This is a genomic window from Streptomyces sp. NPDC055239 (genome assembly GCF_053606205.1).
The window spans coordinates 183,551-210,322 of record NZ_JBSGRD010000007.1 but is presented as its reverse complement, the minus strand read 5'-3'; the positions used below and the strand labels follow the sequence as shown (position 1 = coordinate 210,322).

General features: G+C 70.4%; 23 protein-coding genes and 2 riboswitches. Of the genes, 14 read left to right on the top strand and 9 right to left on the bottom strand.

Annotated elements, in window-relative coordinates; all coding sequences use genetic code 11:
- Nucleotides 1-125: 125 nt before the first annotated feature.
- Nucleotides 126-1,103 carry a 2-hydroxyacid dehydrogenase gene (locus tag ACWFRJ_RS23465; RefSeq protein WP_453534104.1) on the bottom strand — a complete coding sequence of 326 codons (978 nt, stop codon included), beginning with the start codon at nt 1,101-1,103 and terminating at the stop codon, nt 126-128.
- Complete coding sequence (locus ACWFRJ_RS23460) at nt 1,100-2,275, bottom strand: lactate 2-monooxygenase (protein WP_453534101.1); 1,176 nt, start codon at nt 2,273-2,275, stop codon at nt 1,100-1,102. The genes ACWFRJ_RS23465 and ACWFRJ_RS23460 overlap by 4 nt, the downstream gene beginning before the upstream one ends.
- Nucleotides 2,276-2,391: 116 nt before the next feature.
- Between ACWFRJ_RS23460 and ACWFRJ_RS23455 the strand changes: the two genes are divergently transcribed.
- Nucleotides 2,392-3,588: a PucR family transcriptional regulator gene (locus ACWFRJ_RS23455; RefSeq protein ID WP_453534098.1), complete on the top strand. Its 1,197-nt coding sequence runs from the start codon at nt 2,392-2,394 to the stop codon at nt 3,586-3,588.
- Between the two features lie 182 nt (nt 3,589-3,770).
- Complete coding sequence (locus tag ACWFRJ_RS23450; protein ID WP_453534095.1) at nt 3,771-4,448, top strand: hypothetical protein; 678 nt, start codon at nt 3,771-3,773, stop codon at nt 4,446-4,448.
- 44 nt (nt 4,449-4,492) lie between these two features.
- Here ACWFRJ_RS23450 and ACWFRJ_RS23445 read toward each other — a convergent pair whose 3' ends face one another.
- The 4 genes from ACWFRJ_RS23445 to ACWFRJ_RS23430 all read right to left on the bottom strand — a co-directional run bounded on the left by ACWFRJ_RS23445 (nt 4,493) and on the right by ACWFRJ_RS23430 (nt 8,561).
- The gene (locus ACWFRJ_RS23445; RefSeq protein ID WP_453534093.1) at nt 4,493-5,620 is read right to left on the bottom strand and encodes an LLM class flavin-dependent oxidoreductase; all 1,128 of its coding nucleotides are present in this window, start codon (nt 5,618-5,620) and stop codon (nt 4,493-4,495) included.
- A gap of 15 nt (nt 5,621-5,635) precedes the next feature.
- Nucleotides 5,636-7,075 (bottom strand): NtaA/DmoA family FMN-dependent monooxygenase, encoded by a 1,440-nt coding sequence (locus ACWFRJ_RS23440; RefSeq protein ID WP_453534090.1) that lies wholly within the window; start codon nt 7,073-7,075, stop codon nt 5,636-5,638.
- Between the two features lie 17 nt (nt 7,076-7,092).
- The gene (locus tag ACWFRJ_RS23435) at nt 7,093-8,361 is read right to left on the bottom strand and encodes an LLM class flavin-dependent oxidoreductase (RefSeq protein WP_453534087.1); all 1,269 of its coding nucleotides are present in this window, start codon (nt 8,359-8,361) and stop codon (nt 7,093-7,095) included.
- 110 nt (nt 8,362-8,471) lie between these two features.
- Nucleotides 8,472-8,561: a putative leader peptide gene (locus ACWFRJ_RS23430; protein ID WP_344519751.1), complete on the bottom strand. Its 90-nt coding sequence runs from the start codon at nt 8,559-8,561 to the stop codon at nt 8,472-8,474.
- 119 nt (nt 8,562-8,680) lie between these two features.
- Nucleotides 8,681-8,794: riboswitch (SAM riboswitch) on the bottom strand.
- 180 nt (nt 8,795-8,974) lie between these two features.
- Nucleotides 8,975-9,119, top strand: a riboswitch (SAM riboswitch).
- 326 nt (nt 9,120-9,445) lie between these two features.
- Here ACWFRJ_RS23430 and ACWFRJ_RS23425 point away from each other — a divergent pair.
- Genes ACWFRJ_RS23425 through ACWFRJ_RS23415 form a run of 3 tightly spaced genes read left to right on the top strand, consistent with a single transcriptional unit; the run spans nt 9,446 to nt 11,052 of the window.
- Nucleotides 9,446-10,255 carry a glutathione S-transferase family protein gene (locus ACWFRJ_RS23425; RefSeq protein ID WP_453534084.1) on the top strand — a complete coding sequence of 270 codons (810 nt, stop codon included), beginning with the start codon at nt 9,446-9,448 and terminating at the stop codon, nt 10,253-10,255.
- A gap of 23 nt (nt 10,256-10,278) precedes the next feature.
- The gene (locus ACWFRJ_RS23420) at nt 10,279-10,803 is read left to right on the top strand and encodes a DinB family protein (protein WP_453534081.1); all 525 of its coding nucleotides are present in this window, start codon (nt 10,279-10,281) and stop codon (nt 10,801-10,803) included.
- A gap of 15 nt (nt 10,804-10,818) precedes the next feature.
- Entirely contained in the window at nt 10,819-11,052 is a 234-nt protein-coding gene (locus ACWFRJ_RS23415) for a hypothetical protein (RefSeq protein ID WP_453534078.1), read from the top strand.
- Nucleotides 11,053-11,073: 21 nt separating this feature from the next.
- On the opposite strand, the gene ACWFRJ_RS23410 is transcribed toward ACWFRJ_RS23415, so the two are convergent.
- Both ACWFRJ_RS23410 and ACWFRJ_RS23405 read right to left on the bottom strand, forming a co-directional pair.
- Nucleotides 11,074-13,026, bottom strand: a complete 1,953-nt coding sequence (locus tag ACWFRJ_RS23410; protein ID WP_453534075.1) for a M13 family metallopeptidase — start codon at nt 13,024-13,026, stop codon at nt 11,074-11,076.
- Between the two features lie 61 nt (nt 13,027-13,087).
- A complete protein-coding gene (locus ACWFRJ_RS23405) occupies nt 13,088-15,322 on the bottom strand; it encodes an ATP-binding cassette domain-containing protein (RefSeq protein ID WP_453534629.1) in 2,235 nt (744 codons plus the stop codon).
- 226 nt (nt 15,323-15,548) lie between these two features.
- Here ACWFRJ_RS23405 and ACWFRJ_RS23400 point away from each other — a divergent pair, with 226 nt between their 5' ends.
- The 8 genes from ACWFRJ_RS23400 (at nt 15,549) to ACWFRJ_RS23365 (ending at nt 22,807) form a co-directional block, all read left to right on the top strand.
- Nucleotides 15,549-15,731, top strand: a complete 183-nt coding sequence (locus ACWFRJ_RS23400) for a hypothetical protein (protein ID WP_453534072.1) — start codon at nt 15,549-15,551, stop codon at nt 15,729-15,731.
- A complete protein-coding gene (locus ACWFRJ_RS23395; RefSeq protein ID WP_453534069.1) occupies nt 15,728-16,561 on the top strand; it encodes a hypothetical protein in 834 nt (277 codons plus the stop codon). The genes ACWFRJ_RS23400 and ACWFRJ_RS23395 overlap by 4 nt, the downstream gene beginning before the upstream one ends.
- On the top strand, nt 16,558-17,490 hold the full coding sequence (locus tag ACWFRJ_RS23390) for a DUF6895 family protein (RefSeq protein ID WP_453534066.1): 933 nt from the start codon (nt 16,558-16,560) through the stop codon (nt 17,488-17,490). The genes ACWFRJ_RS23395 and ACWFRJ_RS23390 overlap by 4 nt, the downstream gene beginning before the upstream one ends.
- A gap of 41 nt (nt 17,491-17,531) precedes the next feature.
- Entirely contained in the window at nt 17,532-18,635 is a 1,104-nt protein-coding gene (locus tag ACWFRJ_RS23385) for a serine hydrolase domain-containing protein (RefSeq protein ID WP_453534063.1), read from the top strand.
- Nucleotides 18,636-18,933: 298 nt separating this feature from the next.
- Nucleotides 18,934-19,320, top strand: coding sequence for a hypothetical protein (locus tag ACWFRJ_RS23380; RefSeq protein ID WP_453534060.1), 387 nt, complete (start codon nt 18,934-18,936; stop codon nt 19,318-19,320).
- A 236-nt stretch (nt 19,321-19,556) separates the two neighbouring features.
- Nucleotides 19,557-20,180: a hypothetical protein gene (locus ACWFRJ_RS23375; protein ID WP_453534057.1), complete on the top strand. Its 624-nt coding sequence runs from the start codon at nt 19,557-19,559 to the stop codon at nt 20,178-20,180.
- Nucleotides 20,181-20,494: 314 nt separating this feature from the next.
- Nucleotides 20,495-21,640 carry a S1 family peptidase gene (locus tag ACWFRJ_RS23370; RefSeq protein WP_453534054.1) on the top strand — a complete coding sequence of 382 codons (1,146 nt, stop codon included), beginning with the start codon at nt 20,495-20,497 and terminating at the stop codon, nt 21,638-21,640.
- Between the two features lie 186 nt (nt 21,641-21,826).
- Nucleotides 21,827-22,807: a DUF3048 domain-containing protein gene (locus ACWFRJ_RS23365; protein ID WP_453534051.1), complete on the top strand. Its 981-nt coding sequence runs from the start codon at nt 21,827-21,829 to the stop codon at nt 22,805-22,807.
- 96 nt (nt 22,808-22,903) lie between these two features.
- Here the strand turns inward: ACWFRJ_RS23365 and ACWFRJ_RS23360 are convergent, their stop codons facing one another.
- Nucleotides 22,904-25,138 carry an MMPL family transporter gene (locus tag ACWFRJ_RS23360; protein WP_453534048.1) on the bottom strand — a complete coding sequence of 745 codons (2,235 nt, stop codon included), beginning with the start codon at nt 25,136-25,138 and terminating at the stop codon, nt 22,904-22,906.
- Nucleotides 25,139-25,507: 369 nt separating this feature from the next.
- On the opposite strand from ACWFRJ_RS23360, the gene ACWFRJ_RS23355 reads away from it, so the two are divergent.
- Nucleotides 25,508-26,623 carry a hypothetical protein gene (locus ACWFRJ_RS23355; protein ID WP_453534045.1) on the top strand — a complete coding sequence of 372 codons (1,116 nt, stop codon included), beginning with the start codon at nt 25,508-25,510 and terminating at the stop codon, nt 26,621-26,623.
- The last annotated feature ends 149 nt before the right edge of the window (nt 26,624-26,772 follow it).

The window sequence follows — 26,772 nt, the reverse complement described above, 5'->3', positions numbered from 1 at the left end:
TTCAACCCCCCCCCGGTGGGGGTGGTTTCGTTTGGTTCTCTCGGGGCCGGGTTTTGGGGGGGGTTGGGCCCGCCCCCCCCCCGGGGGGGCGGGGCCACAACCCGTGGCCCATGTCCGACCGGGCGTCAGGAGACGACGTCGCCGAGCGGCTTGCCCTCCAGGTGTCCCGCGACGTTCTGGATCGCCGCCAAGCCGATGCGGACGAGCGTCTCGCGGGTGACGCCCGCGACATGCGGCGAGAGCACCACGTTCGGCGCCTTCAGCAGGCGCAGGGCGGCGGTGGGCGGCTCGGGGTCGAAGACATCGATGCCCGCTCCGGCCAGCGTGCCGGCCGTCAGCGCGTCGGCGAGGGCGTCCTGGTCGATGAGCGCGCCCCGCGAGGTGTTGATGACGAAGGCCGTCGGCTTGAGGAGGGCGAGGCGTTCGGCGTCCAGGAGGTTGCGGGTCTCCTCCGTGAGCGGGGCGTGCAGGGAGACGTAGTCGGACGTGCGGAGCAGTTCGTCGAGTTCGACATGGCGTGCGCCGCCGAGGCGGGCCTCCTTCTCCGCTCCCGCCGGCCTCGGCCCCGCGTAGACGATGTTCATGTCGAACACGACGGCGCGGCGGGCGACTTCCTCGCCGATGTGGCCGAGTCCGACGATGCCGAGCGTCTTGCCGGAGAGCTCGGTGATGGACTGCTGGAGGCGGGGCAGCGCCCAGTCGGCCACGGTGAGAGCGGTGTGCGCGGGGATCAGCTGCTTGGCGAGCGCGAGCATGAGGGCGAAGGTCTGCTCGGCGACGTTCTGCTTCTCGGCGCCGCTCGAGCCGATCGAGCAGACGACGATGCCGCGTGCGCGGGCCGCGTCCACGTCTACGTAGTCGAAGCCGTGGCTCGCGCACTGGACGACTTCGAGGTCCGGGGCGGCGGCGATGTGCTCGGCGGTGACGGGCGCGAGGCCGGTGACGATGACGTGCGCCGCGCGCAGGGCCGCGGGGTCCTCGTCGGCCGACTCGACGACGGTGACGTGCGCCGACGCGGGAAGCAGCCCGGCGAGGGCGCCTCCCGCCGCGCGGCCGCCCACGTGGGGCGAGACGACGGCCAGGACGTTCTTCTCGGTGGTCATGCGGTCTCCTCGATCAGGTCGTCGGGGGTGAGGGTGGCGGGCCCCGCGTGTCCGGACAGGGCGAGGGTGAGGTCGAGTTCGGCGAGCAGGCAGCGGATCACGTGGTCGACGCCCGCCTGGCCGTCGAGGCCGAGCCCATAGGCGTACGGCCGTCCGACGAGCACGGCTTCCGCCCCGAGCGCGAGCGCCTTGAAGATGTCGTCGCCGGTGCGGATGCCGCTGTCGAACAGGACGCTGAGCCGGTCGCCGACCGCCGCCACGACGCGGGGCAGGGCGTCGGCGGCCGCGACGGAGCCCGCGACCTGGCGGCCGCCGTGGTTGGAGACCACCACTCCGTCCATGCCCGCGTCGGCGGCGCGGCGCGCGTCGTCCGGGTGCAGGACGCCCTTGAGCACGATCGGGCCGTCCCAGTTCTCGCGCAGGAACGCCAGGTCCGGCCAGGTCTTCGCGGGGTCGGCGAACATGCCGACGAAGTGCATCACGGCCGCGTTCGGGTCCTCGTGCACCGGCTTGGCGAGACCGGCCTGGAACGCGGGGTCACTGAAGTAGTTGGCGGTGCCCACGCCGTGCAGGAAGGGCAGATACGCCTGGTCGAGGTCGCGCGGCCGCCAGGCGAGGAGCGGAGTGTCGAGCGTGACGACGAGCGCGGTGAAGCCGGAGGCCTTCGCCCGGTCCAGGAAGCTCTTGGTGACGTCGCGGTCCTTGGCCCAGTACAGCTGGAACCAGCGCTGCGCGTCCCCCATCTCCTCGGCGACCTGCTCCATGGGCGTGCTGGAGGCCGAGGACAGGATGTACGGGACGCCGCGGGCCGCTGCCGCGCGGGCGGCGGCGGACTCGCCCTCCGGGTGCATGATCGACAGGACGCCGACGGGTGCGAGGGCGAGCGGCGCGGGCAGCCGGTGGCCGAGCACCTCCACGGACAGATCGCGTTCGTGTACGTCGCGCAGCATGCGCGGCACGATCCGGCGCCGCTCGAGTGCCGCGCGGTTGGCGCGGGCGGTGCTGCCGTTGCCCGCGCTGCCGGAGACATAGCCGACGGGGCCGGGACCGAGTCGCTGCTCGGTCAGCTCCTCCAGACGGGTCAGGTCGGTGGGCAGGCGGGGCACGGCACCCGTCATGCCGTTGAGATAGATCTCGTACTGGAAGTCCGCCCAGTTCGGCGTCGTCGTCATGTGGTGGGTCCCGTCCGGTATCCGTCAAGACTGCGCTGTCTACCTGACGATCCTTGCCACAGTGACAAGCCCCGTCCATGGTCGTACGCACTCTTTTCCGATGGGACTATCACCTTGTGACAAACAAGCGGGAGCGCGTCCGGCAGGAGATCATGGCCGATCCCCGCCTCGTCGAGGCGGTCGTCGACGCGGTGCACGAGCAGGTTCCCGCGTACACGGCGCTCGACGGCAGCAGGTTCCCGGAGGTGCGGGCCATCGCGGCCTGGGCGACGGACCGTCTCCTGGACCACTGGGTCACGGACGGTGCGATCGGCGACGCCGATCTGCGGCGCTTCCGCGGGATCGCGGCGGCGCGGGCGGCGGACGGCCGCCCCTTGCAGGCCGTCCTGCGCGCCTACCGGGTGGCGGCCGCGGTACTGGCGGACGAGGTGGCCGCCCGCGCGCCACAGCTGTCCGCGAAGGACGCCTTCGCCCTCGCGCAACTCCTTCTCACCGCCATGGACACCATCTCAGAAGAGATGACGACGGCGTACGCGGCCACCAGTGAGCGCCTCACGGGTGATCGGGACAGGTCGCTGCAGCTGCTGCTCGACGACCTGATCGCGGGCCGGCACGCGTCGTTGGGCGCGCTCAGCGCGAGGGCGTCACGCCTGGACGTGCAACTCCCCGAGCGCTACCGCCTGTTGGTGGCGGAATCGGTGGACCCCGGAGTCCTTGACGGTGGCTCCACCGACATCTCCCTCACCACGTCGACCGCGCTGCTCGCGGCCCTCGGTGGCGGCGGGGCCCGGGGCACGTCCCTGGCGACGACACACGGTTCGCGTGCGGTCCTGCTCCTTCCGGCCGCGTCCGCCGACGCCGTACCGGATGTCCTGCGTCGGCACGCCTGGCGCGGCTGTGTGATCGCGGGCGAGAGCCTTGAGCGCGTCGCGGTCGCCCACCGGCTCGCCGCGGGTGCCCTGGACACCGCTCCCCCGCACGCCCACCACGCCGACCGGGTCCTGACCGACGCCGACGCGCACGTCCTCGCGCTGCTCGCGGGCCACCCCGTGGTGAGCCCCGACCAGATCGGCCGGATCGTCCTCGGCCCCCTCGTCGACCGCGCCCAGCGCCACCTCCTGGAAGCCCTCACCGCGTACATCGACACCGGTTCCGCCAACGCCGCGGCCCGCGAGCTCCACCTGCACCCCCAGTCCGTGCGCTACCGCCTGCGTCGCGTACGGGACATCACATCGCGCGACCCCCAGGACCCGTGGCAGCGCCTCACCCTTGACATCGCGCGCACGATCGTGCTCGGGGGCCGGAACGGGTAGGGCGCCGACCGGTCCTGCGCGCGGTCGCTCCACCCCGGCGTGCGCTCGCGGGACAACGCCCCCGCTCGTGACGCGAGTTCACCTATCCGGACCGACTGCCTCCGCCTCCGTTGTGCCGCTCTCGCGGATCACGCGAACCTCGTGGCATCGGCTGGCGCCCGCGTGGCGCCGAGAGGAGACACATGCCCAGGTCGTTCAGCGGTGAGGAATTCCTTCAAGCACTCGCATCGGACTCGGTCCGCGAGAAACCCGTGATCGTCGGGATGGTCAAGAAGTCCGAAGAGGCCACGGAGAGCTTCCAGTTCGCTCCCGGCACGACATGTCAGGACTGGACGACGATCCCCGTGAGCCTCATCGATCAGGTGGAGCTCCTGAGGCAGGTTCCCTGCGACGAACACACGCACAGCCTCGTCCAGCTCACGCTCAAGGAGTCCGACTCCCCGGAGCACACCGTCCTGGCCACACTGCTTTCCCACTACGCGCGGGCCGGCGCCGCCCCGGCACCCTCGCCGTGCGGGACATCATCAGCGCACGCCCAGCCCCCGCCGCAGGGCCCTCAGGCTCAGTCCCAGGCCCGGCCTCACGGCCCTGTGCCTCAAGGTCCAGGAGCCAGAGGCCCGGCGACGCCTCCCCTGACCTGGGGCGTCGCCCCGCAGGGCACACCGCCCCAGGCCACGCCCCGGGCCCAGGCCGAGTGCGTGGACGGCAGCTCGGCCTGTGTGAGCGACGGGTACGGGGGCTACACGTGCCTGGCGTGCTGCCACGGCTACTGGAGCGACATCGGCCCCTGCCTCTACGGCAAATGGTTCGGCTGCAACGGCACGAACTACAACGCGTACAACTGCTGGCCCATCGCCTGACCCCGACCGTCCGCCGGGCGCGCGACGCCCGGCGGACGGACACGTCACCTGCGCCGCCACTCCTCGGCGAGCAGTTCGTAGGAGCGCACCCGGTCGGCATGGCCGTGGGTGATGGTGGTGATGAGCAACTCGTCAGCTCCGGTGGCTTCTTGGAGCTGCTCCAGGAGATCCGCCACGCGTCCGGGGGAACCCGTGAACTGGGTCTCCGTGCGGTCCTGGACCAGGGCCCGGTCCGTGTCGGTCCAGTTGTGGCGGCGCGCCTCCTCCGGCGTCGGGTACTGGATGGCGCCCTCGGCCGTGCGGATGCTGCGGACCCATGGGGCGTAACCCGCGGCGAGTTCGCGGGCGGTCTCGTCGTCCTCGGCGACGACGACGTCCGCGGAGACGCTGACATAGGGCTTGTCGAGTACGTCGGAGGGCTTGAACGCGGCGCGGTACCCCTCTGCCGCCTCTAGCACCGTGCCCGGACTGACGTGGTAGTTCGCGGCGAAGGGCAGGCCGCCCCGACCGGCGACGTCCGCGCTCTGGCCGCCGCTGCTGCCCAGGATCCACACCTGGATGTCGGCGCCCTCACCGGGCACGACATGCGCTTCGATGCCGTCATCGGAGCGGTACGTTCCCGCGAGCAGCGCCAGGATGTCGTCGACCTGCTCCCCGTAGTCCTGCGCCTCGGCGTGCGGCTGCTGGAGCAGCTTGCGCTGGAGGGCGACGCGGGGTGAGCCGAGCAGGTGCTCGTAGGAGAAGCGTGCCGGGATCCGGAGCCCGCCCGGAGCACGGCCGTCGACGACGGGGGTGGCGGTCGGCGGCGCGGCGCCCTGCGTGCCCGGCGGTCGGCCGCCCGAGCGGCCGAGGCCCAGGTCGAGGCGTCCGGGATGCAGCGCGTCGATCAGGCCGAACTCCTCGACCGTGGAGAGCGCGGTGCGGTGTCCGAGCTGTACGGCTCCTGCCCCGAGCCGGATCGTCGAGGTGGCGGCGGCGGTCAGGGCGAGGACGACCGCGGGCGATGTGCCCGCCACACCCGGGTTGAGGTGGTGTTCGGCGAACCAGTAGCGGGCGTACCCGAATCGCTCGGTCTGCCGGGCCAGGTCGATGGAGTTGCGCAGCGCCACGGTCGCGGTGGAGCCGGACGAGATCGGGACCAGGTCGAGGACGCCGAGCGGGATGGCTGACATGGGCGGTGATCCTCCTCAGTGGTCGGCCGACGCGGGCACGGGAGTGGGTACGGGAGTGGGTACGGAGAGAGGCACCCCGGCGTCTGAGCCGGCGTCGGCGTCGGGATGGGCCAGGCCGAGGTGGTCGCGCAGGGTGGTGCCCTCGTACTCCGTGCGGAAGACGCCGCGTTCCTGGAGGAGCGGGACCACGGTGTCGGCGAAGGCGTCGAGGCCGCCGGGGGTGATGTGCGGGACGAGGATGAAGCCGTCGCTCGCGTCGGCCTGGACGAAGGAGTTGATCGTCTCGGCGACGGTGGCCGGGGAGCCGACGAAGGACTGCCGGTTGCCGGTCTCGATGACGAGGTCGCGGATGGACCACTTGTTCGCGGCCGCGAGCTCGCGCCACTCCCGCGCGGTGGCCAGCGGGTCGCGGTACATCCGCACCTGGGCACGCCCGCGGGCGATGGTGTGCTCGCCGACGTCCGGGTCGATGTCGGGCAGCGGGCCCTCCGGGTCGTACGCGGAGAGGTCGCGGTTCCAGACGAACTCCAGGTGCTTGATCGCCGTGGCGCCGCTGACCTGCTTGCGCCGCACCTCCCGGGAGAGCTCCTCCGCCTCGGCGTCCGTGTCCCCGAGGACGAAGGTCGCCGCCGGGAGGATGAGCAGCTGGTCCTGGGTGCGGCCGTGGCGGGCCAGGCGGCCCTTGACGTCCGCGTAGAACGCCTGCCCTTCCTTGAGCGTGCTGTACCGGCTGAAGATCGCGTCCGCGCCTTCGGCGGCGAACTCGCGCCCCTCCTCCGAGTCACCGGCCTGGAAGATGACAGGTCGGCCCTGCGGGCTGCGCGGGACGTTGAACTGCCCCTGGATGTCGAAGTGTTGCCCCTGGTGGACGAAGGCGCCCGCCTTGGCGTCACTCAGGAACGTGCCGGTCCCCTGGTCGGCGACGATCTCGTCCCCGCGCCAGGAGTCGAAGAGCTCGCCGGCCGTGCTGAGGAATTCCTTCGCCCTGGAGTAGCGCTCCTCCTGCGGGAGGAACCCGCCGCGGCGGAAGTTCTCGCCGGTGAAGGCGTCCCAGGAGGTCACGACGTTCCAGGCGGCGCGCCCGGCCGAGAGGTGGTCGAGGCTGGCGAACTGGCGGGCCACCTCGTAAGGCTCGTTGAAGGTGGAGTTGATGGTGCCGGTCAGGCCGAGGCGTTCGGTGACGGCGGCGAGCGCGGTGAGCACGGCGAAGGTGTCGGGGCGTCCGACGACGTCCAAGTCGTAGATCTCGCCGCCCTGTTCGCGCAGCCGTAGCCCCTCGGCGAGGAACAGGAAGTCGAATTTGGCGCGCTCGGCGGTCCGTGCGAAGTGCGCGAAGGAGCTGAACTCGATGTGGCTCCCGGCCTCGGGGTCGCTCCATACGGTGGTGTTGTTGACGCCGGGGAAGTGTGCCGCGAGGTGGATCTGCTTGAGCGGCTTGTCCGGTGACTTGCTCATGTCGGGTTCCTTCCGGCTCAGGCGGTGGCGGCGGCGTAGCGGCTTGCGGGGCGGGCGAGGCCGAGGAGACCGCGCAGGGTGTCGGCTTCGTACGCGTCCCTGAAGGCGCCGCGGCGCTGGAGTTCGGGCACCAGGCCCCGGGTGATCGCCGGGAGGTCGTGGCCGACGACCGCGGGGCGCAGCCGGAACCCGGTGAGCCCGGAGTCGCGCAACTCCACGAGCAGATCGGCCAGTTGGGCGGGTGTACCGGTGAACACCCGGGCGTCGCTGGTGTACGGGTGACCTGCGAGGGCGTCCAGACGCTCCCGGCGGGCCGCGGCGGCGGCCGGGTCGTCGTCGAGGAACACCACCAGGTCGCCGAAGAGGTGCAGGGGCTCGTCGGCGCGTCCGGCCGCATCCTGCTCGGCACGGACCGCGGCGACGATGTCGCGTGCGTGCCCGGCGTCGCGCGGGGTGACGTATCCGATGTCGGCGGAGCGGCCCAGGAGCCGGAACGGGGCCTCGGTCGGAGTTTCGTGGGCGAGCGCGCTGACGACGGGAAGGCCCTGCGGCGGCCGTGGCGTGATCGAGGGGCCCTTGACGCTGAAGTGCTTGCCCTCGAAGTCGATGTAGTGCAGCTTGCCGCGGTCGACGAAGCGGCCGGTGGCGACGTCCCGGATCTCCGCGTCGTCCTCCCAGCTGTCCCAGAGCCGACGCACGGCTTCGACGTAGTCGGCCACCTCGTCGAAGAGGTCGAGGGTCAACTCCCGTACGTCCGGCCTGCCGAGGTCCTCGACGGCCTCGAGGGCGGGAAGCGTGCGGCGCCCGAAGTGCGCGGCCTCGTTACGGCGTGCCGACACCTGCACCCGTACGCCCGCGCGTCCCGCGCTGACGTAGTCGAGCGTGGCGATCGCCTTGGATATGTGGAAGGGCTCCGTGTGCGTGGCCACCACCGACGGCACAAGGCCGATGTGGCTGGTCAGCGGGGCGACACGGGCCGCGATGAGGACGGCGTCGAGCCGCCCGCGCACCTGGTCCGTGCGTCCGTCGGGCTCGGTGAAGTGCGAGGACTGGAGCCCTAGCCCGTCCTCGATCGTCACGAAGTCGAGCAGGCCGCGTTCGGCCTCGGTGACCAGATCGGCCCAGTACCGGGCGGTGAGCAACTCCCCCGGGCGGGCCACTGGTTCGCGCCAAGCGGCCGGGTGCCAGCCCGCGCCGTCGAGCGCGACGGCGAGGTGCAGCGCGGCGGAGGAGTCAGCAGAAGCAGAGTCAGCAGAAGAAGCGGAGGAATGAGATGAATGGGGCAATGAAGATGATGACGACACGAAAGGTGTGCCTTCCTGATCGACCGTACGACCGTGCGACCGTGCGAAACACCGGTCCCTCAACTCCGAGGGTGCGGCGGCGGAATGACGGGTCAGGAACGACAGAGCGCGCCGGCGACACGCTGCAGATCGATGTGCGGCCGGGAGTACAGATGTACCTGGCGGCTCGGGGCGATCACCATGACGCGCGGGGCGGGCGCGGGCGGCGCGGGCGACAGATGCGACAGGTGCGGTACAGCTGACACAGGTGTCACGTCCGTCACCTCCGCCCCTCCGACTCGGCGGGCCTGGGGCCTCGCCGGTCTCGCGCTTGCGGAACCCTGGACGGGCACCGCCTGGTCCTCACCTGGAGCACCCCGCCGCGTGGGAGGGTTGCCGGTCAGCAAGCCAGGGCTTGACGCTGACACTCGTAACCTGCTCGGGACGTTACGTGAGGTCGTAGCGGTGCGCAATGCCCGTGGATCATGGGCGTTCCCACATCGCCGTACGCGCCTCGTCGCCCGTCTCCGTCAAGTCAACCACCGGACCACTCCTTCTGTTCCTGGTGCGGGCCTTCTTGACGGAGCCGGGCACCCGGACCCAGACTTCCGGGGACGGTCACGATTGTCAGCGCCCGCCCGGCAGGGTTCCTGCCCGAGCGGGTCATCGGCCCCGGCCCGCTGACGGGCAACCCTTCCTCCGCGACGGGGTGCCCCGGGTGACGACCGGGTCCCGCCGTGGCGGCGGGGCAAGCGCGGCCCCGGGTACAACGGGCCTCGACGGCAGGGCTGGTGGACATGTCCAGGGCGGTCGGTGAGAGGAACAGCATCCAGCGGCCTCTCCTGTCCGCGCCCCGGCCCCGCCCCCGCGTTCTGACCAGACGTCTGCACATCGACCTGCTGCGCGTGTGCAGCGCCTCGGTGCCAGCTGTCTGACGTCCGCGCAGCGTCCACACACCAGCGACGCCTCCGGACAAGAAGCCTCATCGCTGCGGCCCGCTGTGGCCACGGATCCCCCTCTCCCCCGCTGTGCCACCGGCGCCGCGCGTGCCGCCGCCGGTCGGCGCCCCTCCCCTGTCTGGAGAGCCATGCCCGAGATCACGTCGCACCGTTCCCGCCCTGTTTCCCGCCCTGCCTCCCACCTGACTTCCGCCGCGGATTCATGCCCTCCGTACGACTCCGGCCCACTCGGCGCCTGTCCCGCGCCGATCCGCAGCCGCATCGGCGACGACGTGGCCGGCGGCTTCTACCCGGCACCCCACCGCTACCACCTGTATCTCTCGGCGGAATGTCCGGACTCCTTGCGCGTCTCGATCACCCTCGACCTGCTCGGGCTCAGGGAATCGGTCGCCACCACCCTCCTGGCACCGCACACCACCGAGGCGCTCGACTCCCTGCACCGCTCTTACGAGGCCACCGAGCACCACTTCGACGGGCCGCTGACCGTTCCGGCCCTGTGCGACCGATGGAGCGGGCACGTCGTCAGCAACCACACCCCCGACATCCTGCGCGACCTGGCCTGCCGCCTTGCCGCACACGGCAGTGGCCCGCTGCCCGTCCTGCGCCGACCGGCCCTGGCAGCACGGATCGACACCTGGCACGAGCTACTCGCCGAACCGCTCGCCCCCGCGACACTGGACAGGCTCGACTGCCGGCTGGCCTCCCGCTCCTACCTCGTGGGCGACGAACTCACAGCGGCGGACGTGGACTTGTGGGCGAGGCTCGTCCACCTCACCCCGGACGCGGCCGAGGACACCAACACCTACCCCCACCTGCGCGCCTACGTACGCCGCCTGCACGACCATCCGGCCTTCTACGCCAACCACCCCCGGCTTGGAGAGCCGGACCGGTGGTCGGACGCATCCGCCTGCGACCCACAATCCCTTTCCCAAGCCTAGGGCCCCTGTGCCAGGGTCAGCCCGTGAACGATTCCCGACGCGAACTGCTGCGCCGACAGTTCGACCTGACGTGGTCCCTCTTCGAGTACCACCTGGAGCGCCTGGAGCCCGAGGACTTCCTGTGGGAGCCCGCGCCGCTCTGCTGGACGGTGCGGCCCGACGGCGACGGAGGGTGGGTGGCGGACTTCGCGGAGACCGAGCCGGATCCCGTCCCGGTTCCCACGATCGGCTGGATCAGCTGGCACATCGGCTGGTGGTGGAGCGTCACGATCGACCACGCGCGGGGGCAGGTGCCGCGGGAGCGGACCGAGATCACGTGGCCGGGCAGCGGCGAGGCAGCCGTCGACTGGCTTCGCGGCCTGCGTACGGACTGGCTGTCGGTGCTCGACCGGCTCGACGACACGGACCTGGACGACACCGCCCCGTTCCCCTGGCAGAACGACCCCGAACACACCGTCGCCCACATGCTCGCCTGGGTGAACTCCGAGCTGATGAAGAACGCCACGGAGATCGGCCAGCTCCGCATGCTGCGCGTTCACCTCGCGTAGGAGGCCTCCTTCGCCGTGCGCACCACCTTCTTGGTCTTGTGTGCCTTCGAAGAAGGGCGCGAGGGGGACGCCGTCGAGCGTGTGGTGGAGCGGTTCGCCTGCTACCGGCTTGAGGGTGGGGAGCAGATCGCCGGAGAGTGCGGCCCTGCGGCGAAGGACGGGATCACCGGTGCCGCCGCCGCGAGAGCTGCGGGTGCGGCGGCCATGGGTGCCTCATTCCTGACGGCGATCAACGGCCGCGGCACGTGAGTGCCGCGGCCGTCGGGGGATTCACCAGATCCTGACGCGTTCCGCGCGGTCCAGCCAGAGCCCGTCGCCCTCCGCCGTCGCGAACGCCTCGTGGAACTCTTCGAGGTTGCGCACGATGTTGGCCCGGAATTCGGGCGGCGAGTGCGGGTCGATGGTGAGGTACTGCTGCTCCTGCTCCTTGCGGCGCTTGGTGCGCCAGCAGTAGGCCCAGTTCATGAAGAGCCGCTGGGAGCCGGTGAGGCCGTCGTTCTCGGGCAACGGGGCGCCGTCGAGCGCGATGCGGTAGGCCGTGTGCCCGATGGTCAGGCCGCCCAGGTCACCGATGTTCTCGCCCACCGTCAGCGAGCCGTTGACGAACTCGTCGGGGAGGTTGCGCGGCGAGAAGGCGTCGTACTGCTTGACCAGCGCCTTCGACTTGGCCTCGAACGCGGTCTTGTCGTCCGCGGTCCACCAGTCGTTGAGGTTGCCCGCGCCGTCGTACTGCGCGCCCTGGTCGTCGAAGCCGTGCCCGATCTCGTGGCCGATGACCGAGCCGATGCCGCCGTAGTTCTCGGCCGGGTCGGCGTCGGGCGAGAAGAACGGCTTCTGCAGGATGCCCGCGGGGAAACAGATCTCGTTCGTGCCCGGGTTGTAGTACGCGTTGACCGTCTGCGGCAGCATGAACCACTCGTCGCGGTCGACCGGAGCACCGATCTTGGCGAGCTGCCGGTCGGACTCGAAGGCGTCCGCCGCGTGCGCGTTGCCGAGCAGGTCGTCGCCGGAGACCTCGAGCGCCGAGTAGTCGCGGAAGGTGTCCGGGTAGCCGATCTTGGGACGGAACGTGGCGAGCTTCTCGTACGCGCGCTCCTTCGTCTCGTCCGTCATCCAGTCGAGGCGGGCGATCGACTGGCGGTAGGCCTCCAGGAGGTTGCCGACGAGGTCGTCCATGATCGCCTTGGAGCTCGGCGGGAAGTGCCGGGCCACGTACTCCTTGCCGACGGCCTCACCGATGGAGCCCTCGACGAAGGCGACCGCCCGCTTCCACCGGGCGCGCAGCTCCGGGGTGCCGTTGAGGGTGCGGCCGTAGAACTCGAAGTTCTTCTCCACGAACGCGTCCGTGAGGTAGGGCGCGCACGAGCGGAGGACCCGGACCAGTGCCCAGTCACGCCACTGCTCGATCGGCACCTCGGCGAGGGCCGTGGACAGGTGGGCGAAGTACGACGGCTGGCGGACGCACGTCTCGGCGATGGTGGCGTCCGAGCCGCCGAGCCCCTCGGCATAGCCGCGCCAGTCGAACTCCGGCGCCAGGGCGATCAGTTCGTCCAGGGTGGTGAGGTTGTAGGTCTTCTGCACGTCACGCGTCTCGGCCCGCTCCCAGTGCCCTGCGGCAAGACGGGTCTCCAGGGCGAGAACCGTCTTCGCGGCGTCCGCGGGCGAGGCGTGCTGCCCGAGGGTGAGCAGGTCGGTGAGGTAGGCGACGTACTTCTCGCGGATCTCGGCGAACTTCTCGTCACGGTAGTACGACTCGTCGGGCAGGCCGATTCCGCCCTGGAGGACGTTGAAGAGGTAGCGGTCGGAGTCGCGGTCGTCGGAGTCGATGTAGGAGCCGAAGAGACCGGAGCCGCCGGTCCGCTCGAAGCGGCCGAGGAACGCCGCGAGCTCCCGGTTGTCCCGCAGCCCCGCGACGGCGTCGATCAGGGGCTGCGCGGGGGCGAGCCCGCGGGCGTTGATCGCCTCCTCGTCCATGAAGGACGCGTACAGCGAGGCGATCTTGCGCGCGTCATCCGAACCGGCGCCGTCCGACGCGAGGTCCTGGATGATCACCTTCACTTGTTCCTCGGCCGTGTCGACCAACTGCACAAAGGGGCCCCAGCTGGAGCGATCGTCGGGGATCGCCTCGGTCTCCAGCCAGTGACCGTTGACGTGGCCGAACAGGTCGTCCTGCGGCCGGATCTCAGGGTTCATGCCCGCGCGGGCGTCATCCAGCATGCTCATTCACGCACCCTACGCGGACACCGCGCCCGAGCACGATCGGCTTGTCGGCGCCGACCCCGCCTCAGCTCTCGACGTACTCCCGCAGATGCCGCGCCGTCACGGTCCGCGCCCCGGCCACCAGGGCCGCGGGCGTACCGGTGAACACCACTTGACCGCCGTCGTGCCCGCCGCCGGGGCCGATGTCGATGATCCAGTCGGCGTGCGCCATCACCGCCTGGTGGTGCTCGATGACGACCACCGAGTTGCCGTCGTCGACGAGCCGGTCGAGGAGCGCGAGCAGCTTGTCCACGTCGGCCAGATGCAGTCCGGTCGTCGGCTCGTCAAGGACGTACGTCGATGACTTCTCGGCCATGTGGATGGCGAGCTTGAGGCGCTGTCGCTCACCGCCGGAGAGCGTGTTGAGGGGCTGGCCGAGCCGCAGATAGCCGAGCCCTACGTCGCTGAGGCGGCCGAGGATGGTGTGCGCCTGGCCGGAGGGGAAGAAGTCGTACGCTTCGGCGATCGACATGCCGAGGACCTCGCTGATGTTCTTGCCGCGTAGCCGGTAGGTGAGGACCTCGGCCGTGAACCGCTTCCCCTCGCACGCCTCGCAGACGGACGCGACGCCGGGCATCATCGCCAGGTCGGTGAAGATGAGACCGATGCCGTTGCACTTCGGGCAGGCGCCCTCCGAGTTAGCGCTGAACAGCGCCGCCTTGACTCCGTTGGCCTTGGCGAACGCGGTGCGGATCGGGCCGAGCAGCCCGGTGTAGGTGGCCGGATTCGAGCGGCGCGAGCCGCGGATCGGCGACTGGTCGGCCACCACCACGCCCTCCCGTCCGGAGAGGTAGCCGTGGATCAGGGAACTCTTGCCCGAACCCGCGACCCCGGTGACCACGGCGAGCACGCCGAGCGGGATGTCGACCTCGACGTCCTTGAGGTTGTGCAGATCGGCGCCCTTGATGGACAGCTGCCCCTTGGGCACGCGCACCTGCTCGCGCAGTCGGGCCCGGTGCTCCAGGTGCCGCCCGGTCAGCGTGCCGGAGGCGCGGAGCCCCGCCACATCGCCGGTGAAGCAGATCTCCCCGCCCGCCGTACCGGCCGCGGGGCCGAGGTCCACCACATGGTCGGCGATCGCGATGACCTCGGGCTTGTGCTCCACCACGAGCACCGTGTTGCCCTTGTCGCGCAGCCTCAGGAGGAGGTCGTTCATGCGGCGGATGTCGTGCGGGTGCAGGCCGATGGTCGGCTCGTCGAAGACGTACGTCACGTCGGTGATGCTGGATCCGAGGTGGCGGACCATCTTCACGCGCTGCGCCTCGCCGCCGGAGAGCGAGCCCGATGTGCGGTCAAGGCTCAGATATCCGAGGCCGATCTCGACCAACGATTCGAGCAGCTCGCGCAGGCTGGCGATCAATGGGGCGACAGCGGGGTCGTCGAGTCCGCGTACGAACGCGGCCAGATCGCTGATCTGCATCGACGAGCAGTCGGCGATGTTCAGACCGTCGATCCTCGATGACAGCGCCGCCACGGTGAGGCGTGTGCCGTCGCAGACCGCGCAGCGGGCGAACACCACGGCCTGATCGACGAAGGTCTTGATGTGGGACTGGAGGGAGTCGCGGTCCTTGGCGAGCCAGGTCCGCTGCATCTTGGCTATCAGGCCTTCGTACGTGAAGCCGTTCGAGCCCACCTTCACCTTGACCGGGGCCTTGTGCAGGAGGTCGGCCCACTCCTGCTCGGTGAAGTCCTTGAGCTTCTTGTCCGGGTCGTGGAAACCCGAGTTGACCATGATCTGCCAGCTCCAGGAGTCCACCGCGTAGTACGGAACGGTGATCGCGCCCTCGTTCAGCGAGAGTTCGCGGTCCACGAGCCGGTCGACGTCGACCGTGGATGCCTCGCCTGTGCCCTCGCACGTGGGGCACATGCCTTCGGGCAGGTTGAAGCTGAAGGCACCCGCTGTCCCGATGTTCGGGACGCCGAGGCGACTGAAGATGATCCTGAGCATGGTGTACGCGTCGGTGGCGGTGCCCACCGTGGAGCGCGAGTTGGCGCCCATCCGCTCCTGGTCGACGACGATCGCCGCGCTGAGATTGCGCAGGCCGTCCACGTCGGGGCGGCCCTGGCTCGGCATGAACGACTGGATGAACGCGGTGTACGTCTCGTTGATGAGGCGCTGCGACTCGGCGGCGATGGTGCCGAAGACGAGTGAGGACTTCCCGGAGCCCGAGACTCCGGTGAAGACGGTGAGCCGCCGCTTGGGGATGTCGAGCGATACGTCGCGCAGGTTGTTCTCGCGGGCGCCTCGGACCTGAATCACGTTGTGGCTGTCGGCGGGGGTGACCGTCACTGCTGCTCCTTGGCCTGAACCGGGCGGAGTGAATAGCGTACACCGTACCCAATCTCGCCCGGCATTCTTTTTGTGCCTGGCGGGCCATCGATGCGGGGCCGGACGCCCCAAACAGACATATAGGACTAACTGCCCTAAGGTTATTCAGGGGTGGGCGCCACTGGACAGAGTGGCGACTTTCAACGAGGAGGCACTGATGCTTGCTCAGCACACACCGCTTCTGACGACTTCGACGGACGCAACCGCGCTCAGTACGGCGATGGTGGAGCCAGAGGCGATCCTGAGTGACGCGCCGACGTACACGCCGGAGGCCGCCGGCGTGCTGCTGCTCCTGGCGCTGCTCTCGCCGAAGGAACCGAAGGAGCCGAAGAACAAGTGAGTCCTGATCGGTCCGAGGCCGCGTATGCGGGGTCGGCAGCCGATCTGGCTCTTCGTGCCCTCGATGCCCTGCGCGGCATCGGGGGCACGGCCACGATCGCCGAGCACGTCGAGACGGCGCACGACCCCCAGGCCGCCCTCGCGGCCATCCGTATCGTCGGGGCCGACGCCTTCGCCCCCTATCTCTTGTCCGAGGCCCCCTTCCACCCGCAGGACGCGGCGGCCGTGACCCGGTCCTTCGAGGTGTTTCCGCCCCCGGTGAGCACTCCCGCCCCGCCCCCGGCCGGAACGGTCGAGCCCTGGCTCGTCGCCTGGCGGGACTGGGCCACGACGACACTGCTCGCCCAGTTCACGGGACCGGGGGCAGCCGTCTCAGATCTCTCCGACGTCCCCGGACACGGAGCCGACGGCGGCCTCGACCCGGGCGTCGCCCTCGCGCGCCGACCCGCCGGAGCACCCGAGCTCACAGAGCCGGACCCCTCTGCGGCCACCCGCAGCGCCGATCATCCGGGCATCCCTTGGCAGACCTGGTCCGTGCGGATGGGCCAGCTCTCCCCGCTCGCCCTGCCCGGACTCGACGGGCCGGTGCACGACGCGGCCCGTGCGGCGCCGCTCGTCCTCGCGCGGGGAGCCACGCGCGCCGTACTGCGGCGCGACTTCTCCACCGCGGCCCGCATCACCCGCTGGCTCGCCCTGCTGGCCGCCGAGGGCGCCCGCCCGCCGCTCGATCCGGTACCCCTGGTCGAGCACATCGGCCTGCACGGCGGCGGCTCGCGGCTCGCTCTCGACGTCGCGATCAGTCGGCGACTCCTTGCCCTGGAGGGCGTATGACGACGTCCGTGACACAGACCGCGCACGAGGTCAGCTCGCGGGCGCTCACGTGGCTCCACGCGCAGCGGGAGCTCGGCGCCCTTCCCGCCGACTCCACCGCCGACCTCGGCGAACCCGACAGCGTGTACAAACCGCTGGCCGAGACCGCGCTCGCCGCCTCCCTCGTCCTGCGGGAGTCGGTGTCCGGCAGCACCGAGCTCCGTCTCGCCCGCGAGCTCATGGACTTCTCCTGGCGCCAGCTCGGCGACGGCGACATGCTCTACGAACGGCTGCTGCGGTACTCGATAATGACCGACCCCCTGGAGACGTACGCCCCCTTCGCCCGCAGCGGGCTCCGCCACCAGCCCCTGGAGAACCTGCTCGCCCACACCTCCGCACTGCGCTCCGTACGGGCTGCCGAGATGCTGCCCAACCGGCGGCTCGCCGTCGCCAACGCGGCTCGCGTCGTGGGCATCGACCAGGACGGACGCTCGTACGACTGGCCGACGCTGAGCCGCGCCACCTGGCTCGGCGCGACTCCCGAGCCCTGGCTCATCGACTGGATGACCGGCTACTACCTCACCCATACGGTGTTCCACCTCACCGACTGGGGTGCCCGCCCTTCCGGCCTGCCCGAGGACCTCACCGCCTACGTCTCCACCTGGCTGCCCGTGTGGATCGACATCTGGGCCGAGATCGAGCAGTGGGACCTGGTCGCCGAGCTGATGATCGTCGGCTGCTGCCTCACGGAGCCGCACTGCACGGCCTCGGACTGGGAGCGACTGGCCCGGGCCCAGCACCCGGACGGCCTGATGCCCCGCGACGGCGACCCGGTCCCCGACGATCCAGAACGCCGTTTCGCGGACCATCAGCACACCGCCGTGGTCGCCGCTGTCGCCGGGACCCTCGCCGTGTCCCGGACACTGGGCGGCGCAGCAGCGGGCCGGTGAGCCCTCGCGGCGCCATGCGCGCCGGACAGGAGCCGCCTTTCGTGGGGCCCGGATGGGCGGTGGATCTACTCGCCGGCCTGCGCGGCGCCGCTCCCGGAGCCAGCGCTGTGGCCCTGGCGGTGCGGCGCGGTGACGAACACGTCGTGCTCGTCACCGGTGACACGGCCTGGCGCGGCGGAGCACCGGCAGGGCCGGACACACGGTTCGAGACCGGCTCGCTCACCAAAACGTTCACCGCCCTCCTCCTGGCCGAGATGGCGGCACGCGGCGAAGTCGCCCTCGACGACCCGATCTCCCGCTTCCTGCCCCGCGGCTCCGCACCCCATCTCCAGGACGGCCGCATCACCCTCCTCCACCTGGCCACCCACACCTCGGGCCTGCCCCGCCTGCCGCCCGGCTTCCTGCGCCGCGGCGCACCTTCCTGGTTCAGCAACCCCTACGCGGGCTACTCCCCCGCCGATCTGCGCCGCGCCCTGGCCCACACCCGGCCGCGGGCCGCGCCCGGCGCCCGAGTGCACTACTCCAACTTCGGCGTGGGTCTGCTCGGCGATCTGCTCATCCGTGCCGCGAACGGCCGCACCGGGCCGGAACCCGCTAGGCCAGACCCCGCCGGGCCGGACCTCGCCGACGGAGGCTTCGACCGGCTGCTCTCCGACCGCGTCCTGGGGCCGCTCGGCCTGACCCGTACCAACTGCGCCGCCGACCAGCCACAGGCCATCGGCCACTGGCACCGCAGAGAGCGCCCCGCATGGCAGATGCCCGTCCTGCCCGCCGCCGGTGCCGTCCGCTCCAGCGCCCGCGACCTGCTGACGGCTCTCGACGCTCTCCTAGATCCCGCCGGAACCCCCGCCATTCCCGACACGCTGCGGACCGCCCTCGTCGATGTCACGACGCCCAGGATCGCCCTGCCGCGCACCGGCAGTCGCATCGGCCTGATCTGGAACATCAGGCCCCGCCCAGGTCACGACCTCTGCCACCACTCCGGCGGCACCCGCGGCTTCACCGCCTTCGCCGGGTTCAGCCCGCAGACCGGCGTGGCGCTCACCGCGCTGGCCAACACGAGCCCGGCGCTCACGGGCGCCTTCATCCAGCGCGCTTATCTGGATCTGCGGGCCCTCGCCCGCGATGCGTCCGCCGCTGCCTGAGCACCGTTCGGGATGAGACGAGTACGGAATGGGATGAATACGTCGTGCGCTGGAAGAGTCGGCAGCAGAGCGCCACGATGGTGTTGTCGAAGTCGCTTACTCCCTAGGCGACTTGACTAACCACAGTGGTGCCCGCCGGACGCCGGTCCTCTTCTCTTGTGATGAGGAGGCCCGTAGCCTTCTGCGTCGACCGTATAAGTCTCTCCGCATGGGCTGAGGACACGTGGACACTGCGAGTCTGCTTCTGTTAGGCGCAGCGGGCGGAGCAGTGCGTGGAATCGTGCATGCCTACGACTGTATGTCTGAATGGCTTCTGCGGCGGCGGGAGTTCCGGCTTTCGGAGCAGCCCGAGGCCGAGGGGCCGCCTCCCACGTTCGGGGCGTTCTACGACGTCGCGGGCGAGAGCATCGCAGCCGTGGTGCACATCGTGCTGGGCGCCGGAGTGGCGACGCTCATGGCCGCCTGGGGTCAGATCAGTGGAGGCTTCGCGACGTTCGCCGTCGGAGCGTCGGCGCCCTTGATCCTCGTACAGCTGGGGCACACCCGGCTGGCGGAGGCCGTCATCGGTGACCCCACCGCAGCGCAAGCCCCCCAGCCGCAGGACGCCCAGCCACCGGCGGCCGGGCCGTCGAACGAGCAGGCTGTCCCCCGACGACCGGCCACGGGTTCGAGGGGCGCCGAATGACCCGGCCCACGCTGCTCCGTCGGGCCGCCGCGGCCACGATCGGAGTCGGCCTGCGCCCGAGCCGCGCCAGGGTCCTGCCCCCTGTGCAGGACCGCCCGTTGGCACGCAGGGCCGCCGCCGCGGTCATCGGCGTCCGCACATACCCCCTACCCGCGGCAGCGAAAGCCGAGGTATCGGCACCGGACACGGAAGCGGGGCGTGCGGGCGGCAGCTCACAGCCAAAACCACTTCCGTTAGTGACCCTCGACCCGGTTGCCCTCGGCGTGCCCGAGGGCAACCGATTCGGGGAACGGCCGCGCCGTGGACGCGTCCTGACCGGAAAACAGCCGCCGCGCCGTGGACTCGTTCTGACCGCGGCGGCCGCCGTTATGGCCATTGCTCTTGGTGCCTACGTCTACCACGACGCCACCTCTGTGAAAGTGGAGCCCCCATCGGATAAGCCGACACCGACGGGCGCGGCGACGCCGACGACCACAGCACCGCCGACAGGCGCGATACCGAAGAAGTACCTCGGTACCTGGGAGAACACGATCGATAATGAACTCGGCCCCAACTCCCGGTGGATGGTGATTCAGCAGGGCGACGTGGGCGACACAGTCGTGACCCTGACGGCGGTCGGACCGACAAGCGACGGGGACGGATACCGCTGCGTGTTTGAAGCGCCACTGAAATCCGTCACGTCCGGCGCCATCCGGCTGAGCAGTTCGACGGTGACCTCAGCGAAACCGTCCTCGGCGTGCAAGCCCGGCGCTCCCTCGACGCTGACCCTGCTGGGCGAAGACCAGCTACGGCGCGTCAACAGCGATGGCAACGTCAAACTGACGTACGACCGCACCCGATCAACGACGACCGGGCGCTGACTGCGAGATGCACGGCCGCGGTGGTCGGCGTGTGCATGTGATGGCCGACGGGCGGCGGCTTGCTCTCACGTGCCCGGAACCAATCGCTCGGTGCTGCCGGTGTACTGGTCGAGCCGAAGGCAGGCAGCGGCCGATTCGGGCACGACCAGCGAGACCGGAGGATGACACTCCGGAACCAATTGCCTCCCGATGGCGCTTAGTTGGTATGGACATGACCGCCAGGCCACTCTTATGCTCCGCCTGAACTCATCGTGAGAGCGCTCTCATCCCCCTGTTCCTCCCCACCCCGATGGAACGACAGAAAGGGCACTGCCATGAGACGCAGAACCGGAGCCCGCATCGCCGTCTCCTCCTTGCTCCTGGTCGGCACCTGGGCAAGCGCCTCCCTCACCTCCACCGCCGGCGCCGCGCCCGCACCCGCCGCTCCCCCGGCCTCCGCGGGCATGCTCACCGCTCTGCAGAACGACTTCGGGCTCACCGCGAGCCAGGCGCGCGAACGCCTCGCCTCCGAGAAGAGCGCGACACGCGTCGACCGCGCGGCACAGCGGGTCGCAGGATCGACGTACGCCGGATCCTGGTACGACGCGGACACCGAAAAGCTGACCGTCGCCACCACCAGCGCGGGCAGGACCGACGCTCTGCGCGCGACCGGCGCCACCGTCCGCGTGGTCCGCCACAGCGCGAAGGCGCTCGACGCGGCGAAAGCACGCATCGACGCCCTGTCCGCACCCAAGGGCGTCAGCAGCTGGCACGTGGCACCGCGAAGCAACAAGATCGTGGTGAACGTCGTCGCAGCCCAGAAGGACGACAACGATGTCCAAAGGTTCGTCGACCGCGCCCGCAAGGCGGGCCCCGTGCAGGTCGAGACGGTAGCCAAGGCGCCGGGCACGTTCGCCGCGGGGACCGTGGGCGGCGACCCGTACTACACCGGCAACGTCCGCTGTTCCATCGGCTTCTCGGTGCACGGAGGGTTCGTCACCGCGGGCCACTGCGGGCAGACGGGAGCCGCTGTGCGCGGCTGGGACAATTCGAACATCGGCAACTTCCAGGGCTCTTCGTTCCCCGACAACGACTACGCGTACGTCAGCGTGGGCAACGGCTGGTGGACCGTCCCGGTGGTGCTCGGCTGGGGCACCGTCTCCGACCAGCTCGTCCGCGGTTCGGCGGAGGCACCGATCGGGGCCTCGATCTGCCGCTCCGGTTCCACCACGCACTGGCACTGCGGCAACGTGCTCGCCAAGAACGAGACCGTGAACTACAGCCAGGGCGCCGTCCACCAGATGACCAAGACCAGCGTGTGCGCCGAAGGGGGCGACTCCGGCGGCTCGTTCATCAGCGGTGACCAGGCCCAGGGCGTCACCTCCGGCGGCTGGGGCAACTGCAGCAGCGGCGGTGAGACCTGGTACCAGCCGATCAACGAGATCCTGAACCGCTACGGCCTCACCCTGCACACCGCCTGACGGCACGAAGGCTGACCGCGCCGGACCCGCGGGAGGGTCCGGCGCGTACGCCGCTGCGGTGAGTCCTGGCGGCTGGATGGCCCTAACCGGGTTCACCCCGGGCGTCCCGGAGGAAGGACTGCGGCTGCCACTGCCAGGAACGACTGGTCCCGGAACCGCGCGTTCGGGGACGAACGGAGAACCGCGATGACAGCTAGGTCCGGGGCTCGGCGCCGCACCCGCATCGGCACAAGACTCCTCGCCACGGTCGCCGTGGGCGCGCTCACCATGGGTGCCGCGCAGGGAAGCGCACCGGCGGACGACAGCGCCCCGCAGCGCGGCCGGTCGCCCTTCACCGGCCTGAGCGCCCATCAGGGCCCGGTACTCGCGGTCAAGTTCGACAACGCGCGCGGGGCCCGCCCGCACACGGGTCTCGCCCAGGCCGACATCGTGTACGTGGAGAAGGTCGAGGGCGGCATGAGCAGGCTCATGGGGGTGTACTCGAGCCGGCTGCCGCGCTACGTGGGCCCGGTGCGCAGCGCCCGTGAGTCCGACGTCGAGCTCCTGAGGCAGTTCGGCCGCCCCGCGCTCGCCTACTCGGGGGTGCGCAGTTCGCTGAACAAGATGCTGACGCATTCACCGCTGTACGCCCGCTCGCACGGCCGCGTCCCGGGTGCCTACTTCCGCAGCAACAGCCGCCCCGCCCCGCACAACCTCTTCGTCCGGCCCAAGTCCGTGCTGCGCTCGGCGCCGCGGGCCGACCACCCCACCGACATCGGCTTCCGCTTCGGCCGGGCGCCGAGGGGCGGTACCCCGGCCACGACGCGGACCGTCCGCTACGCGTCGGCGAGCCACACCTTCCGCTGGTCGCCTCAGCAGCGCCGCTGGCTCGCGTTCTTCGACGGGGCGCCGGCCCGCAGCACCTCGGGGTCGCAGCTCGGCGCGAAGACCATTGTGATCCAGCACGTGAGCATGCCCCCGTCGCGCTACAAGGACGTCAACGGCGCGGCGACCCCGTACATCAAGACGGTCGGCAGCGGCAGCGCGACCGTCCTGCGGGGCGGCAAGGCGTACAAGACCCATTGGAAGCGGTCGCGCGCCACGGGCGGCACGTCCTTCACGCTCTCCAACGGCCGGCGGATGCCCTTCGCGCCCGGCCAGGTCTGGATGGTCTACGCGGACCGCTGAGCCGGCCGCCGGCAAGCAGCACCGAACAGGCGTCCGCCCGGTGACCGTGATCGGTCACCGGGCGGACGGGGTCACTGCTCGTGGAGCGTCAGGGACTCAGCCGCGTACGGACTCGAGTTCCCGGTCCTGGTCCGGGTCTTCCTGGCGTGCCGTCGGGAAGTCGCCGAGCTGCTTGTGCAGCTTCTCGCCCTCCACGTCGACGTTCGGCAGCGCGCGGTCAAGCCACTTCGGCAGCCACCACGCCTTCTGGCCGAGCAGTGCGAGCACGGCGGGGACGATCGCCATACGGACGACGAAGGCGTCGAAGAGCACCGCGATGGCCAGGCCGAAGCCCATCATCTTGATCATGTCGTCGTTCTCCATGATGAAGCCGGAGAAGACGCTGATCATGATGACCGCCGCGGCGGCCACGACCCGTCCGCCGTGCGTGAAGCCGGTGACGACGGCCTCGCCGGGACGCGCACCGTGGACGTACGCCTCACGCATGCGCGTCACGAGGAAGACCTCGTAGTCCATGGCGAGACCGAAGACCACGCCGATCATGAAGATCGGCATCATGCTCATGATCGGGCCCGGTTGGTCCACGCCGACGATGTCGGCGAGCCAGCCCCACTGGAAGACCGCGACGACGGCGCCGAGCGCGGCGGCCACCGAAAGGAGGAAGCCGAGCGCCGCCTTGAGCGGTACGAGGACCGAGCGGAAGACCAGCATCAGGAGCAGGAACGCCAGGCCGACGACGAGTCCTAGGTAGGGCAGGAGCGCGTCGTCCAGGGTCTGCGAGAAGTCGATGGTCATGGCGGTCGCGCCGGTGACCAGGACCTCGGAGCCCGTCTTGTCCCCGAGGCCGTCGACCGTCGAGCGGATCGTCTTGACGACTTCCTCGGTCTTGTGGTCGCTGGGGCCGGTCTTCGGTACGACGTTGAAGATCGCGGTGTTGTCGGACTTGTTGCCGTTCGCCGGCGTGACGGCGGCGACGCCGTCGATCTTGGCGATCTCCTTGCCGACGGTACCGGCCGCGGCGGCCGCGCCCTTGTCCTTGCCCGTGTCGACGGTGACCATCAGCGGGCCGTTGAAGCCTGCGCCGAAGGACTCGGACAGCATGTCGTACGCCTTGCGCTGCGTGGTGTCCGGCGCCGACGTGCCCTCGTCGGGCAGGCCGAGCTCCAGACTGGTGGCCGGTACGGCGACCACACCGAGGCCCACCACCGCGAGCAGGAGCACCGGGATCGGGCGGCGCAGCACGAAGCGTGCCCAGCGCGTGCCCAGCTTCGGCTTGGCGTTCTCGTCCCGCAGCTCGCTCACGGGCTTCTTGCGGTCCTTGCGGCGCAGCACCTTCTTGCCCGCGAAGCCGAGCAGCGCGGGGATCATGGTGAGCGCGATGAGCACGGCTATCGCGACCGTGCCGGCCGCGGCCAGGCCCATCTTGGTGAGGATCGGGATGTTGACGATCGCGAGGCCGGAGAGCGCCACGATGACGGTGAGTCCGGCGAACACCACGGCGGATCCCGCGGTGCCGGTGGCGCGGCCCGCCGCCTCCTCCGGCTCCCTGCCGTCCGCGATCTCCGCTCGGTAGCGGGAGACGATGAAGAGGGCGTAGTCGATGCCGACCGCGAGGCCGATCATCATCGCGAGCGTCGAGGTAGTACCGGAGAGGTCGAGGACGCTGCCGAGGGCCGCGATGCCCGATACGCCGATGCCCACGCCGATGATGGCGGTGAGGAGCGGCATGCCCGCGGCGACCATCGAACCGAAGGTGATGATCAGGACGACCGCGGAGACCGCGATGCCGATGAGTTCGGCGGAGCCGCCCATCTCCTGCTCGGCCATGACGGCGTCGCCGCCGGTCTCGACGGTGAAGCCGCCCTTGCGGCTGTCGTCGGTGGCCGCGGTCAGCGCGTCACGCGTCTTGTCGGTCAGCTCGGTGGCGGCCACCTTGTACGTGACGGAGGCGTACGCGGTGGTGCCGTCCTTGCTGACGGCGTTGGCCTTGAAGGGGTCGGCGACCTCCGAGACCTGAGGACCGGCGCCCAGGGTCTTGACCAGCTTCTCGACGTCGGCCTTGGGGCCTGCCTCGGTCAGCTTCTCGCCCTCGGGGGCGCGGATGACGACACGGGCCGTGGCGCCCTCGGCGCTGGCCGCGGGGAACTTCTCGTCGAGGAGGTCGAAGGCCTTCTGGGACTCCGTCCCCGGCATGGAGAAGGAGTCTTCGGGCGGTGCGGGTGCCGCGGACGCGGAGAAGCCGACGCCGGCGAGCAGCACCACCCACATCAGTGCTACATAGCGGCGTCGCCGGAAGGCGAGGCGGCCCAGTTTGTAGAGGAACGTAGCCACGGCGAAAGGGGCTCCCGTCGAGTTTGGCAGGCAGGGTGACACCCCCCGCGGCACGATCAGCGCACGTCAGGGCGGTCAGCAGGTTTCCTCTTAATAGTCCAGGGCTTGAACGCCCCGGAAGTCAGACTCAGAGTCCGACTCTGCGCCCACGGGCGCTGTAGTGCCGCGCACGCAGGGTCATCCTCGGGTAGGAGATGTGGTCAGAGTGTGTAGACCCCACATCGCGCTCATGATCGCCGGAGTTTTCGCCTCCGTAACGTGGGACACCTGCTCGCCCCCGCGCAACTCGCTCTCATACCAGCGCAATAGGAGAGATAAGGTGGCGAGTCAGCCCTCAGATACTTGTCATCACCATCCAGGAGAACCTTCGTGACTCTTGCCATCGCGCCGTCTGAAGCCGCCGACTCGTCCGACGAGACCTCGGACGACACCTCGGTGGTCGACGCCACGGCCGTCCCGTCGGCCGACGTACCCGAGGCGGTGGCCCGGGACGCCCGCGATTTCGGCGCCTACGCGCGGACCGGCGGCTGGACCTTCGCCCTGAAGGTGGCGCGCAGTGTGCGCCCCGGCGGCATGGGTGCCGACGAGACGCCGAAGGTCTCGGCGAAGGAGTTCAGCGATCTCGCCAACTGCTCCGCCGAGCGCGTCATGCGCTACTACAAAGCCTGGGACAAGGCCGCTGACGATGGCCTCGTACCCCACTTCGAGGCGCTCACGCCCGGCGAGGACATCGAACTTCCGGACTCCGACGCCTGGTTGATCTACTACGCCTCCCGCTCCAGCGCCCACTCCCCCCGCGGCACCGCGATCACGGAGGCCGCCGAGGCCGAGGGCATCCGCCCCACCAAGGCCCTTGAGGTCGCCGAGAACCCCACCGCTCTGCGGGCCGCGATCCTCGCCGACCCCGGGACCGCCGAGGCGGCGCGGCGCGCGCTCATGGACAGGATCGACGACGACCCGGCGCTGCGCAGCGAGCTCGTCCGCGACATCGTCCGGACGGACGACCTCAAGAAGGCGGTCGCCGCCGAGTCGAAGGCGGGCGACCGCGTCGACTACGTACGCCAGATCGTCGACAAGGGGCAGGTCAAGACGCCTGCGGGCCAGCTGATCGACGCGCCCGCCGAGCTCAAGGAGGAGGCCGAGCGGCACCTGTCCCTCATCGACGAGCTCGACGAGGGCGAGGACTCCGGCGAGTGGGCCCGCGAGGCGTACGACACCGTGAAGGACCTGGTCGCCCAGACCGTCCAGAGCGACCCGCAACTGCGGGTGCAGGAGCGCCGCGCGAAGTTCTACAACAGCCTGCAGAAGGCGACGAAGGTCTTCGAGGAGCTGACCTTCGACGACGCCGAGGTCGACGACATCTACGAGGACGACATGCTGCGGCGCCTCGAGGAGCTGCAGCAGTCGATCGCCGCGTGCATCACGGCGTTGCAGACGGCGACGGCGGGCTCCGCCGGATCCGCTGCCGTTGAGGAGAGCAGCTGACCGACGCCGGTCCCCCGCCCTCCCCGTACGTCCCGATGATGACCATGGCCCCGTCCGTAGCCCTGAAGTCGTACGGCATGACCCATACGCGGAGGGATTCGCCGGACCCCGCCTCGCTCGTAGCTTCTTGATCAACGTACGGAGACCGA

Coding starts and splice junctions, on each gene's coding strand:
- ACWFRJ_RS23465 (WP_453534104.1), bottom strand. CDS start 1,103: ATGACCACCGAGAAGAACGTCCTGGCCGTCGTCTCGCCCCACGTGGGC.
- ACWFRJ_RS23460 (WP_453534101.1), bottom strand. CDS start 2,275: ATGACGACGACGCCGAACTGGGCGGACTTCCAGTACGAGATCTATCTC.
- ACWFRJ_RS23450 (WP_453534095.1), top strand. CDS start 3,771: ATGCCCAGGTCGTTCAGCGGTGAGGAATTCCTTCAAGCACTCGCATCG.
- ACWFRJ_RS23445 (WP_453534093.1), bottom strand. CDS start 5,620: ATGTCAGCCATCCCGCTCGGCGTCCTCGACCTGGTCCCGATCTCGTCC.
- ACWFRJ_RS23440 (WP_453534090.1), bottom strand. CDS start 7,075: ATGAGCAAGTCACCGGACAAGCCGCTCAAGCAGATCCACCTCGCGGCA.
- ACWFRJ_RS23430 (WP_344519751.1), bottom strand. CDS start 8,561: ATGGTGATCGCCCCGAGCCGCCAGGTACATCTGTACTCCCGGCCGCAC.
- ACWFRJ_RS23425 (WP_453534084.1), top strand. CDS start 9,446: ATGCCCGAGATCACGTCGCACCGTTCCCGCCCTGTTTCCCGCCCTGCC.
- ACWFRJ_RS23410 (WP_453534075.1), bottom strand. CDS start 13,026: ATGAGCATGCTGGATGACGCCCGCGCGGGCATGAACCCTGAGATCCGG.
- ACWFRJ_RS23400 (WP_453534072.1), top strand. CDS start 15,549: ATGCTTGCTCAGCACACACCGCTTCTGACGACTTCGACGGACGCAACC.
- ACWFRJ_RS23390 (WP_453534066.1), top strand. CDS start 16,558: ATGACGACGTCCGTGACACAGACCGCGCACGAGGTCAGCTCGCGGGCG.
- ACWFRJ_RS23380 (WP_453534060.1), top strand. CDS start 18,934: ATGTCTGAATGGCTTCTGCGGCGGCGGGAGTTCCGGCTTTCGGAGCAG.
- ACWFRJ_RS23370 (WP_453534054.1), top strand. CDS start 20,495: ATGAGACGCAGAACCGGAGCCCGCATCGCCGTCTCCTCCTTGCTCCTG.
- ACWFRJ_RS23365 (WP_453534051.1), top strand. CDS start 21,827: ATGACAGCTAGGTCCGGGGCTCGGCGCCGCACCCGCATCGGCACAAGA.